Origin of the sequence: Bradyrhizobium algeriense, assembly GCF_036924595.1 — a bacterium.
Classification (GTDB): Bacteria; Pseudomonadota; Alphaproteobacteria; order Rhizobiales; family Xanthobacteraceae; genus Bradyrhizobium; species Bradyrhizobium algeriense.
Map to the genome: position 1 here is coordinate 1,513,403 of NZ_JAZHRV010000001.1, position 11,776 is coordinate 1,525,178.

Genomic DNA, 11,776 nt, shown 5'->3' on the forward strand with positions numbered 1-11,776 from the left:
CGAAGTGAAGGTTCCGTTCCCGCGAGCTTTTGCGTTGGCCGTCATGAAGGCGATATCACTGTCCCCAGCGCAACACGACGGGATCGAGCTGGCGGGCGATTTCAATGAGACCCGCGCGCGCCGCCGGATGAACCCGTTGCAGGGGATGACGAACCGCGTCCGAGCCGATCACGCCGCCTTCCTGCATCAGGATCTTGGCGGCCTGCAAGCCGCATTGGCGGTTTTCGTAATTGATCAGCGGCAGCCATCGCCCATAGGCCGCCATCGCTTCTTCCCGGCGCCCCGCAAGATACGGATCGACGATTTGCCTGATGCCGTCAGGGTATCCGCCACCCGTCATGGCGCCGGTCGCGCCGGCATCGAGATCGGCCATCAGCGTGATGGCTTCCTCGCCGTCCCAGGGCCCTTCGATGCTGTCGCCGCCGGCCGCGATGAGATCGCGAAGCTTCGCCGCCGCCATCGGCACCTCGATCTTGAAATAGCGGATGTTCGGAATTTCCCGCGCCATGCGGGCCAGCAGGTCGACCGAAAGCGGCGTCCCGGCGACGGGCGCATCCTGGATCATGATGGGGATGTCGATGGCGTCAGACACGGTGCGATAGAAGTCGAAAATTCCCTTTTCCGGCACGCGGAAAGTAGCGCCGTGATAGGGCGGCATGATCATCACCATCGCCGCGCCCGCGTCCTGGGCTTGGCGGCTGCGCTCGGCGCAGATGCGCGAGCCGAAATGCGTCGTCGTCACGATCACGGGAACGCGGCCGGCGACATGCTCGAGCACCGCGTGCATCACCTGTTCGCGCTCGGCATCGGTCAGGACGAACTGCTCGGAGAAGTTGGCCAGAATGCACAGGCCATTGGAGCCGGCGTCGATCATGAAATCGATACAGCGGCGTTGCCCCGCGAGATCGAGCTCCCCACGGTCGTCGAAGATGGTCGGAGCAACGGGGAAAACACCGCGATAGGGCCGTTGTGCAGTCAGGGTCATTCTGGATGTTCCATTCGAACAGGATCAGTGATTGTATGGTTGTCCGATGCATTCATCAACATGATAGAAGGCTCGGCGCAATCGCGCAGCAAGAACAAGGGAAAGATTGATGGGGGGAGTTCTGGAGGGCGTTCGCGTCCTCGATTTCGGGCGTTATATCGCGGGGCCGTATTGCGCGACCTTGCTGGCCGAATTCGGTGCGGAAGTCATTCGCGTGGAGAAACGCGACGGCAGCGAGGATCGTTTCGTGGCGCCCGTGGGCGAAGGCGGCGAGGGCGCGCTGTTCCTGCAGGTCAATCGCAACAAGAAATGCATCACGCTCGATCCGATGAAACCGGAGGGACAGGAGGTGATGCGCCGGCTGGTGGCCACCGCTGACGTCGTCGTTGCCAATTTGCCGCCGCAGACGCTGCGCGCGATGAAACTCGATTATGAATCGCTGAAGGCGATCAAGCCGGACATCATCTTGACCACGGCAACCGCATTCGGCGGGCCCGGGCCGTGGTCCGACCGCGTCGGGTTTGACGGCGTCGGGCAGGTGATGTCGGGCGCAGTGTACATGACGGGCAAGGGCGATCCGCCGTACCGCGCCGCGGTGAACTGGGTCGATTTCGGCACCGCGCTGCATTGCGCGTTCGGCACGCTGGCCGCCCTGATCGAGCGCGGCAAATCCGGGCGCGGGCAGATCGTCGAGGGCGCATTGCTGGCGACCGCGCTCTCCTTCACCAACGCCACGCTGATCGAGCAGGCAGTGATATCAGCCAATCGTGTGCCGACCGGCAATCTCGGCCAGACCGCGGCGCCCGCTGACATCTACCGCACCAAAGACGGCTGGGTGCTGTGCCAGGTCACCGGCCATCCGCTGTTCATCCGCTGGGCCAGATTGATGGGCGAGGAGGATCACTGGCTGAACGACCCGCGCTTCGCCGACGACCTCAAGCGCGGCGACAACGGTCCTGTCATCAGCGAGCGGATGGCGCGCTGGTGCGCCGAGCGCACCACGCAGGAAGCGGTCGATACGCTGGGCAAAGCGATGATTCCGGCCGGACCGGTGCTGAGCCCGCAACAGGCGCTCGAGCACCCGCACATCCGCGCCACCGGCTTCATGCACGATGTCGATTATCCGGGCCTGCCGAAGCCCGCGCCGACGGTACGCGCCGCCGTGCGATTGTCGGAGACGCCGGGCGAGATCACGACGCGCCCGCCGACGCTTGGCGAGCACACCGATCGCGTGCTGGCCGATATCGGCTACGACGCGGATGCGATCGCCGCGCTTCGCAACAACGGGATCATCTAGATGCCGCGGCCGACGACCTGGCGTCTTGTTCGTTGCCGTCAGGTGGTCTTTCGCCAAACCGCAGCCTGGACATCAGCGCCATGACGCTGCTGTCGATACCGGCCAATCCTGTTCCGAAGGGTGCGTTTGCCGGAACGATTGAGACGCCGGATGGCGCCATGTTGCGCTTTGCGCGCTGGGCGGCGCTGGCCAGCGGCAGGGGGACCGTCTGCGTCTTCACCGGGCGCGGCGAGTACATCGAGAAATATTTCGAGACGGTACGGGATCTGCGCAAACGCGGTTATGCCGTGGCTGTCATCGACTGGCGGGGACAGGGGCATTCCTCGCGCCGGCTGCGCAATCCGCTCAAGGGCCATGTCCGGAATTTTTCGGATTACGAGATCGACGTGGCGGCCTTCGTCAAGCAGGTCGTACTGCCGGATTGTCCGCCGCCCTATTTTGCGCTGGCCCATTCGATGGGCGGCGCGGTCATGCTGCGCGTCGCGCATGCCGGCATTGAAATGTTCGAACGCCTCGTGCTCTGCGCGCCGATGATCGACCTGCCGCGTCTGCGCACTTCGCTGCCGATGCGCGGCCTGATGCGCATGCTGCGCGCGGGTGGAATGGGCGAGCGGTTTATTCCAGGCGGCAGCATCGACCTGATCAAGTCAACGGCCTTTCCCGGCAATCCCCTGACCTCGGACCCGCGCCGCTACGCCCGCAACGCTTCTATCCTGGAGGCCGATCCGACGCTCGGGATCGCGTCGCCGACCGTGGCGTGGCTCGACGCGGCCTTTGCCGCGATGGCCGAGTTTCGTTCGCGCGAGTTTGCCGGCCGGGTTCACCAGCCGGTCCTGATGCTAGCGGCAGGCGACGACACCATCGTATCGACCTCGGCCATTGCAGCGTTTGCCCGGCATCTGCCGGCGGGATCGCATCGCGTGATTGCGGGTGCGAAGCACGAAATCCTGCAGGAAGACGACCGCCATCGCGAGCAGCTCTGGGCCGCATTCGATGTCTTCATGCCGGGCTAGCCAGTAGGGTGTGGACTCATTAGCACGCAGCCAAATTCCGATTGAAGCGCGATGAATTTACTTCCGCTTTTCCGGACATGGCCGGACTTGCTGCTGGCCCGACCCGATCGCGAATGACCCAAAGCGGGCATCGACGACCAATGTCGGCAACCGACACACCTGCGGGTCTCCGGAACTTTGGGGTGATTCCGGGCGTTATGAATCAGGCGCTATTGCGCGATTTCGCTTTCGGCTCAACACACATATGCCGTCTGCCGGTCGCAAACGGCGGCATCGCAGGAGGCTCTCATGAGTATCAAGCGAATCCTGGTTCCACTTCCCGGCTCAGCCAGTCACACCGGCCAAATAGAGACGGCCCTGTCTGCCGCGAAGGCATTGGGGGCTCACGTCCAGGCACTGTTCATCAGCCAGCCGCCGCCGGTCACACGTAGCGGTGTCGCGCGCGGCGGCCTAACTGTCACTGAAATGGGACAAGCGGTGACCGCCGCATCGGTAAATTGGTACGCCGAGGAACGGGAGCGAACTACGCGGGAAGCGCGTGAGGTTTTCGCGCGGGCCTGCGCGGTAGTCGGCATCCCTATGCTATCGGCGAACGACGAGCCCGGCAGCCCGCTCGCGGCATCTTGGCGCGAAGCCGAGGGATCGTATGTGGAAATCGCGGCGCAACGGGCCGCTGCCTTCGACCTAATGGTCGCCGCAAGCGCCACCGTGATGGAATCATTCATGGCCATTACCGAGCAATCGCTGCTGCAGACCCGTCGCCCGGTGCTGTTGGCACCGGCTCGCCTGCAGAGTGATCTGACCGACAGCGTGATGATCGCCTGGGACGAGAGCCCGGAATGCTGGCACGCGGTCTCGGCTGCCATACCGTTCATGCAACTCGCCAAATCAGTGCGGGTCATAAGCGTTGATCGGGACGCCAGCAATCGCCAAGCCTCGCAGGCGGAGGTGCTTGCCTATTTGCGCTGTCATGGCATCGGTGCGACCGCGCAAGTGGTTGCACCGGAATTGCGCTCGGTGGGCGATACGCTGCTTGCGGCGGGGGCAGAGCATGAAGCCGGCCTGCTGATCATGGGCGCCTATTCCCATAGCCGCCTGCGCGAGATGCTTCTGGGCGGGGCTACGCGCCACATTCTTAAGAACGCTTCGGCACGCCCCGTTCTCTTGGCGCATTAGCCCTCGTCAGAGCGCAACCCCAGCGCAGGTTGCCGCCGACGCCAACGCTATGGCGGGCTTGCTCCCTCGCCGAAGGCGGGTGGGGGGCCGTGCGATTGACGCACCGACCCTCCTTCCCTGGGAGCGTCGGGCGGACTGAAGCCAAGTTCCCCCACACCTGAGGAGTAACAACATGGCCCCACACATCCCCGAGGAATTTTTCACCAGGTTGATTGACAGGAGTCCCTTCGTGATCATGGGCAACACGATGCCGCCCCGAGATCCTAATGAAGACGAAGAGGACGAGGACGAAGAGGAAGAGGACGAAGACGACCGCGGCGACGAGCCGCCGGTCGTGCGCGAGCCGGACGAAGACTAGACCATGATGCTTTTGGGATTGGGCATAGGACGAAAACCCGTCGAGTGGGTTCAGGTTCGGCGAGTGAACGGACGTCGCAGTCGCGACAGTTGATGTCACCTGTCGGCACATCGCGTTACTTGGTTGCGATGCGGAATTTGGTCGCTATCCAGGGCATAGCGGACATCGATCAAGCAGCGCCGATCAAGCTCGATTTATGAGTACGCACCCTGGTTCGAACGAACGTCGTCGATATCGCGGTTGCGAACATGCCGGCCGATCGCCCGAAATCGGCCGGTCAGGCGCGGAGCGCTTGTCACAATGGAGTTCCAGACCGTATCGTGACGCAGCGGAGCGGCGACGCGCGGCGTCGCGGGTGTGGCGGGATCGGGGTTTCATGGGGTCGCAGGTAAGCTTGCCGCTCTGGGTCGTCGTCCTGATGGCGATCCTCGCGATCCTGGCGGCGCTGGATCGCATCCTGATTCCCAGCGTGCGCTGGGCGCTGCGTCGCCGCGCCAATCGCGCCATCGAGGAGCTCAACACCAAACTCAAGCTTCGCATTCAGCCCTTCAAGCTGACCAAGCGTCAGGTGCTGACTGATCGTCTGGTGTTCGACCCGGAAGTGCTGCGGGCGGCGGAAGAATATTCGACCGAGACCGGCGTGCCGAACGAAGTCGCGATGGAAAAGGTGCGGCGCTACGCCCGCGAGATCGTTCCGGCGTTCAGCGCCTATGCGTATTTTCACGTCGGGACGCGGATCGCGCGCGCCGTTTCCCATATGCTGTACCGGGTGCGGATCGGCGTCCGCAACGACGAGGCGCTGGCCGCCGTCGATCCTGCCGCGTCGGTGATTTTCGTCATCAATCATCGCTCGAACATGGATTACGTGCTGGTGACCTATGTCGCCGCCACCTCGTCGGCGCTGAGCTACGCCGTTGGCGAATGGGCCAAGGTCTGGGGCCTCAGCAATTTGATCCGCTCGATGGGGGCCTATTTCATCGCGCGCGATTCCGGCGAAGGGCTCTATCGCAAGGTGCTTTCGCGCTATGTTCACATGGCTACCGCAGCGGGTGTCACGCAGGCGATTTTCCCGGAGGGCGGGCTCAGCCGCGACGGCAAGCTGCGTCCGCCGAAATTCGGGCTGTTGAGTTACATGGTGGCGGGCTTCGATCCGCTCGGTCCGCGCGACGTGGTGTTCATCCCGGTCGCCGTCAACTACGACCGCGTGCTGGAAGACCGCATGCTGACCTCGGTGGCCAATGCCGAGTCGGGGAAGAAGCCGGTGTTCGGCTTCAACGCGGCAACCTTTGCGCGGCATTTTTTCCGCCATCTCTGGCTGGCAATGCGCGGCGAGTGGCATCGCTTCGGATATACCTGCGTGAGTTTTGGCGTGCCGGTGTCGCTGCGAAATTATGTCGAGGCAAGGAAGATCGATTTCCGCGTTCTCGCGCCGGAGCCGCGCCGCATCGAGGTTGAAAGGCTCGGCACCGAATTGATGGAGGCCGTTGGCCGCGCGGTGCCGGCGCTGCCGGTCTCGCTGGTCTCGACCGCCATGCTGGAGGCAGGTGACCAGCCGTTGACGTTGTTCGAAATCAAGGGCCGCGTTTCCTTCCTGATCGGCGAGCTCGAACGAGCAGGGAGCTATGTTCACATCCCGCGCGCCGATCGCGACTACGCCATCTCCGTCGGCCGGCGGATGCTGACGCTGCGCCATCTGGTGATCGAGACCGACGACACCTACCGCGCCAACCCGAAAGAGCTCGTGCTGCTGCAGTACTACGCGAACGCGATCGTCCATCTGTTCAAGGACAGGGACCCGCGGACGGGGTGAGCTGCCCGGTGAAATCCCATCGCAGCATCGCGAAATCATATCCGCGTCATTGCGAGCGAAGCGAAGCAATCCACGTCTCTGCAAGCCGCGCTATGGATTGCTTCGTTTCGCTCGCGATGACGATGTGGAGGCAATGGGTGCGACAAAAGCCACTTGTCGGGCAAATCACTTCTGATTTTCCGAAATTGTGTCAACCCCGGTAATCAAAAATATTCCGCTTTCGTTCTCGCCCAAATCAGCTGCATAACTCCGCCCGTCTCACCCAATTGAGGGGCGCTCGCGATCGTCACGAACGTGCGGTGAGATGCGATGGACGCGAGAGCTGCGACTGACGTGTGCAGCTCGAGCGTACGGCGAAGTCGTGTGGTTCGGGCGCCGCGGTGCTGGCGTTAAGCGTGCGATAAGAAGCGCAGGCGACGGAGGCAAAAGAGCCGTTCTCCGGGAAGAGCACGAAGTAAGCCGTAAAGCCATTGCGCAGGGAAGGCCGGAGTGTTCCCGCTGCCCTGTATGCTCGTGTGCAATTTTGTTTGCGCAAATCGCACGCGAGACCGCGGGTGCAGCAAGCACCCGGTCTTCCCTGCGCCCTCTGATTGGAGAGGGCAGGAGTTCTCCAGCAAACCTCGGGCGCAATGCGTCGCGAGATCGCGAAACTATATCCACGTCATTGCGAGCGCAGCGAAGCAATCCATCTCTCCGCTTGCCGCGCTATGGATTGCTTCGCGGAGCCTGTCATCCGGCGGCGCTTCGCGCCGACCGGGTGGCTCGCAATGACGGGGAGGGGAACGGTGCCCAATCCGAGCTACCGGACCGCCGCAACCAATGCTCGCCCGCTTTCCTTGCAAAAGCTTGAAGTTTAAAATATATGCTGAACCCTCATCCAGGAGGCTTGACCGATGTCCCCATTGTCGCGTTCCTCCCATGCGCTCGTCACCGGCGGCGGGCGCGGCATTGGGCTGGCGATATCGGCGGCGCTGTCGAAAGCGGGCGCGACGGTAACGGTGCTCGGCCGCAACCGCGCGACGCTGGACGAAGCCGTGGCATCCGGCGCGGCGCAGTTCGCAGCCGTGGCCGACGTCGCCGATCAGGCGTCGGTCAAATCGGCCATAGCGGAGGCCGCCGCGCGGCAACCGATCGACATCCTCGTTGCCAATGCGGGCGCGGCGGATTCTTCGCCGTTCGGCCGCTCCGATGCGTCATTGTTCCAGCGGATGATGGACGTCAATTTCATGGGTGTGGTCCACGCCACGCAGGCGGTATTGCCTGGAATGACGGAGCGTCGCCACGGGCGGATCGTTGCCGTCGCATCCACCGCCGGCCTCAAGGGTTACGCCTATGTCTCGGCCTACAGCGCGGCCAAGCACGCGGTGATCGGCCTCGTCCGTTCGCTGGCGCTGGAGACGGCGAAGAGCGGCATCACCGTCAACGCCGTCTGCCCCGGCTTCACCGAAACCGATCTGCTGGAAGGCTCGATCGACAACATTATCAAGAAGACTGGCCGCAGCCGCGAGCAAGCCATCGCGGAACTGTCGAAACATAATCCGCAAGGGCGCCTTGTTGCGCCATCGGAGGTAGCCGACGCCGTGCTGTGGCTCTGCGGCGAGGGCGCCGGCGCCATCACGGGACAGGCCATTGCGGTGGCGGGCGGCGAAGTCTGATCGGCCGCCACATCGATAACGATTAAAGTCAGGGAGAGATCATGAGCAAGCCCGCCAACCCCGTCACGCTGCCGCTGGGCGATTATTCGCCGAAGCATTTCCTGCTGGCCGTGGTCGATCGCGTCGCCACCGTGACGCTCAACCGTCCCGAGCGAAAGAATCCGCTGACCTTCGAGAGCTATCGCGAACTCACTGATTTCTTCCGCGCCTGCGCGATGGATGACGAGGTCAAGACCATCGTCGTGTCAGGCGCGGGCGGCAACTTCTCGTCGGGTGGCGACGTGTTCGAGATCATCGGTCCCTTGATTCAGATGGATACCAAGGGGCTGACCGCCTTTACCCGCATGACCGGCGATCTCGTCAAGGCGATGCGTGCGTGCCCGCAGCCGATCGTGGCTGCCGTCGAGGGCATCTGCGCCGGCGCGGGCGCGATCGTCGCGATGGCCTCGGATCTGCGCCTGGCCGCCACCGGCGCCAAGGTCGCATTCCTGTTCAACAAGGTCGGGCTCGCCGGCTGCGACATGGGCGCCTGCGCAATCCTGCCGCGCATCATCGGGCAGTCGCGGGCCTCCGAACTGCTCTACACCGGCCGCTTCATGACCGCGGAGGAGGGCGAACGCTGGGGCTTCTTCAGCCGCATCGTCACGCCGGACGCAGTGCTGCCGCAGGCGCAGCTTCTGGCCAAGCAGATTTCCGAAGGGCCGACTTTTGCCAACACCATGACCAAGCGCATGCTGGCGATGGAATGGGCGATGTCGGTGGAGGAGGCGATCGAGGCCGAAGCGGTTGCGCAAGCGCTCTGCATGACCACGGAAGATTTCGCCCGCGCCTTCGAGGCGTTCTCGAACAAGCGGACCCCGGTGTTCCAGGGGAATTGACGGGACCGTAGCCCGGGTGAAGCGCCGCGAAACACGGGATTCCGTCCGATGGCGCGGGAATCCCGGATTGCGCTACGCTCCATCCGGTCTACGAACGAGCCGCCAGCCCCCTTGCCCCAAAATTATTTTAGGCTTAAAGTAATTCCGAACTAGCCCGACAGCCTGTTTCGGAGGCGATAGATGAAGATCGCGATTATCGGTGGCGGACCGGCCGGTCTCTACGCCGCGATCCTCTTGAAGAAACAGCGGCCCCAGGCCGAGATCACGGTCTATGAGCGCAACCGCACCGACGACACGTTCGGCTTCGGGGTGGTATTCTCGGACGCGACGCTGGACAATTTCGAGAAATACGATCCGCCGAGCTATCGCCGCATCACCCAGGAATTCGCCTATTGGGACGATATCGCCGTGCATTTCCGCGGCACCGTCCACCGCGTCGGCGGCAACGGTTTTTGCGGCTGCTCGCGGCGGACGCTGCTGCTGATCCTGCAGGAGCGCGCGCGCGAACTCGGCGTGACGCTGCTGTTCGAAACCGATATCGACGACGAAGCGCGATTTGCCGATGCCGACCTGATCGTGCTGGCCGACGGCATCAACAGCCGCTTCCGCGACAAATACATTGAACACTTCCAGCCCCAGATCGACCTGCGTTCCAACAAGTTCGCCTGGATGGGATCGACCAAACCGCTCGATGCCTTCACCTTCATCTTCCAGGAGACCGAGTGGGGGCCGTTCATCGCGCACGCCTATCAGTATGAGGTGGGACGCTCGACCTGGATATTCGAAACCGACGCCGAAACCTTCCAGCGCGCCGGGCTCGAAGGCCTGAGCGAGCAGCAATCCGCCGACCGCATGGCCGAGATTTTCGGCTGGTTCCTCGACGGTCATCCGCTGCTGATCAACCGCTCGATGTGGCGCAATTTCCCGATGATCCGCAGCCAGCGCTGGGTCAAGGACAACATGGTGCTGCTTGGCGACGCCAAGGCCACGGCGCATTTCTCGATCGGCTCCGGTACCAAGCTCGCGATGGAAGACGCGATCGCGCTGGCCGATGCGATGGCGCAGGCGCCGACGGTCGAGGGCGCATTGCAAACCTACGAGCATGGCCGGCGCGAGGAGGTCGAAAAGACCCAGCACGCCGCCGACGTGTCGTTGGTCTGGTTCGAACATGTCGACCGCTTCTGGGATTTCGATCCCGTGCAGTTCGCCTTCGGCGTCATGACCCGCGCCAAGGCGATCACTTACGATAACCTCACGCTGCGCGCGCCGGAATTCGTCCGCGAGGTCGACAAGGCGTTTGCAAAACAGGTGCGCGCCAAGGGCTTCGATGTCGACATCGACAAGCCCGTGGCGCCGATGTTCCAGCCGCTCAAGTTGCGCGAGATGGAAGTTGCGAATCGCGCGGTGGTGTCGCCGATGTGCATGTACTCGGCGAAGGAGGGTGTGCCCGGCGATTTCCATCTGGTGCATTATGGCTCGCGCGCCATCGGCGGCGCCGGGCTGATCTTCACCGAGATGACCTGCGTCGGCCGCGACGCCCGCATCACGCCGGGCTGCACTGGCTTGTGGAACGACGAGCAGCAGGCCGCGTGGACGCGCATCGTCGATTTCGTCCACGCCAATTCCGCCGCCAAAATCTGCCTGCAGCTTGGACATGCCGGCCGCAAGGGCGCGACCAAATTGATGTGGGAGGGGATGGACCGGCCGCTCGAGCAGGGCGGCTGGGACACGATCTCGGCGTCGCCACTACCTTACTTCCCCGACAGCCAGGTGCCGCGCGAGATGGATCGCGCCGCGATGGACCGCGTCAAGCAGGAGTTCGTCGCCGCTTCCTTGCGCGGCGAGGCCTGCGGTTTCGATATGCTGGAGCTGCACTGCGCCCACGGCTATCTGCTGGCGAGTTTCATTTCGCCGCTGACCAACCAGCGCGCCGACGAATATGGCGGCTCGCTCGCCAACCGGCTGCGCTATCCGCTGGAAGTGTTCGAGGCGATGCGCGCGGCATGGCCGGCGCACAAGCCGATGTCGGTTCGCATCTCCGCCACCGACTGGGCCGCGGGCGGCATCACCGGCGACGACGCGGTCGCGGTCGCGCGCGCGTTCGCCGAGGCCGGCGTCGACCTGGTCGATGTCTCCACCGGCCAGACCGTGCGCGACGCGCAGCCGATCTACGGCCGCATGTTCCAGACGCCGTTCTCCGATCAGGTCCGGAATGAAGCCCGGGTCGCGACCATGTGCGTCGGGAACATCACGACGGCGGACCAAGTAAACACGATTTTGGCCGCTGGCCGTGCCGACCTGGTGGCGCTGGCCCGGCCGCATCTGGTCGATCCGTCGTTCACGATGCGGGCAGCGGCCTGGTACGGCGCCGATATAGCATGTCCGCCACAATATCTGCCGGGCAAGGAACAAATCTTCCGCAACAGCGTCCGCGACCGGCAGGATTTCGAAGACCTCAAAATTAAGGGTAAGCCGAAAACCCGCGCCGAGCTGAAAGCCGAGGCGACAAAGCCGCTTGCAGCCGAATAGGCCGGATGGCAGGCTCCCTCGATCCCTCGCCCCGCTCTTCGCGGGGAGAGGGTTGGGGTGAGGGGCTCTCTCCGC

At 63.6% G+C, this 11,776-nt stretch carries 9 protein-coding genes; 8 read left to right on the plus strand and 1 reads right to left on the minus strand.

Annotated features, from left to right (window positions below; translation table 11 throughout):
• Positions 1–55: 55 nt before the first annotated feature.
• On the minus strand, positions 56–985 hold the full coding sequence (locus V1286_RS07330; protein ID WP_334478559.1) for a dihydrodipicolinate synthase family protein: 930 nt from the start codon (positions 983–985) through the stop codon (positions 56–58).
• A gap of 109 nt (positions 986–1,094) precedes the next feature.
• Between V1286_RS07330 and V1286_RS07335 the strand changes: the two genes are divergently transcribed.
• The 8 genes from V1286_RS07335 to V1286_RS07370 all read left to right on the plus strand — a co-directional run bounded on the left by V1286_RS07335 (position 1,095) and on the right by V1286_RS07370 (position 11,701).
• A complete protein-coding gene (locus V1286_RS07335; protein ID WP_334478560.1) occupies positions 1,095–2,282 on the plus strand; it encodes a CaiB/BaiF CoA transferase family protein in 1,188 nt (395 codons plus the stop codon).
• An 80-nt stretch (positions 2,283–2,362) separates the two neighbouring features.
• Entirely contained in the window at positions 2,363–3,295 is a 933-nt protein-coding gene (locus V1286_RS07340; RefSeq protein ID WP_334478561.1) for an alpha/beta hydrolase, read from the plus strand.
• Positions 3,296–3,583: 288 nt separating this feature from the next.
• Positions 3,584–4,471 carry a universal stress protein gene (locus V1286_RS07345; protein WP_334478563.1) on the plus strand — a complete coding sequence of 296 codons (888 nt, stop codon included), beginning with the start codon at positions 3,584–3,586 and terminating at the stop codon, positions 4,469–4,471.
• A 172-nt stretch (positions 4,472–4,643) separates the two neighbouring features.
• The gene (locus V1286_RS07350; protein WP_334478564.1) at positions 4,644–4,829 is read left to right on the plus strand and encodes a hypothetical protein; all 186 of its coding nucleotides are present in this window, start codon (positions 4,644–4,646) and stop codon (positions 4,827–4,829) included.
• A gap of 376 nt (positions 4,830–5,205) precedes the next feature.
• Complete coding sequence (locus V1286_RS07355; RefSeq protein WP_334478566.1) at positions 5,206–6,639, plus strand: 1-acyl-sn-glycerol-3-phosphate acyltransferase; 1,434 nt, start codon at positions 5,206–5,208, stop codon at positions 6,637–6,639.
• Positions 6,640–7,532: 893 nt separating this feature from the next.
• On the plus strand, positions 7,533–8,294 hold the full coding sequence (locus V1286_RS07360; RefSeq protein ID WP_334478567.1) for an SDR family NAD(P)-dependent oxidoreductase: 762 nt from the start codon (positions 7,533–7,535) through the stop codon (positions 8,292–8,294).
• A 41-nt stretch (positions 8,295–8,335) separates the two neighbouring features.
• Complete coding sequence (locus V1286_RS07365; RefSeq protein ID WP_334478568.1) at positions 8,336–9,172, plus strand: enoyl-CoA hydratase family protein; 837 nt, start codon at positions 8,336–8,338, stop codon at positions 9,170–9,172.
• 180 nt (positions 9,173–9,352) lie between these two features.
• Positions 9,353–11,701: a bifunctional salicylyl-CoA 5-hydroxylase/oxidoreductase gene (locus tag V1286_RS07370; protein ID WP_334478569.1), complete on the plus strand. Its 2,349-nt coding sequence runs from the start codon at positions 9,353–9,355 to the stop codon at positions 11,699–11,701.
• Positions 11,702–11,776: the final 75 nt, after the last annotated feature.

What these genes read in the sequence shown, in the direction of transcription:
- V1286_RS07360 (WP_334478567.1), top strand. Translation starts at nt 7,533, where the DNA reads ATGTCCCCATTGTCGCGTTCCTCCCATGCGCTCGTCACCGGCGGCGGG.
- V1286_RS07365 (WP_334478568.1), top strand. Translation starts at nt 8,336, where the DNA reads ATGAGCAAGCCCGCCAACCCCGTCACGCTGCCGCTGGGCGATTATTCG.
- V1286_RS07350 (WP_334478564.1), top strand. Translation starts at nt 4,644, where the DNA reads ATGGCCCCACACATCCCCGAGGAATTTTTCACCAGGTTGATTGACAGG.
- V1286_RS07335 (WP_334478560.1), top strand. Translation starts at nt 1,095, where the DNA reads ATGGGGGGAGTTCTGGAGGGCGTTCGCGTCCTCGATTTCGGGCGTTAT.
- V1286_RS07370 (WP_334478569.1), top strand. Translation starts at nt 9,353, where the DNA reads ATGAAGATCGCGATTATCGGTGGCGGACCGGCCGGTCTCTACGCCGCG.
- V1286_RS07340 (WP_334478561.1), top strand. Translation starts at nt 2,363, where the DNA reads ATGACGCTGCTGTCGATACCGGCCAATCCTGTTCCGAAGGGTGCGTTT.
- V1286_RS07355 (WP_334478566.1), top strand. Translation starts at nt 5,206, where the DNA reads ATGGGGTCGCAGGTAAGCTTGCCGCTCTGGGTCGTCGTCCTGATGGCG.
- V1286_RS07345 (WP_334478563.1), top strand. Translation starts at nt 3,584, where the DNA reads ATGAGTATCAAGCGAATCCTGGTTCCACTTCCCGGCTCAGCCAGTCAC.
- V1286_RS07330 (WP_334478559.1), bottom strand. Translation starts at nt 985, where the DNA reads ATGACCCTGACTGCACAACGGCCCTATCGCGGTGTTTTCCCCGTTGCT.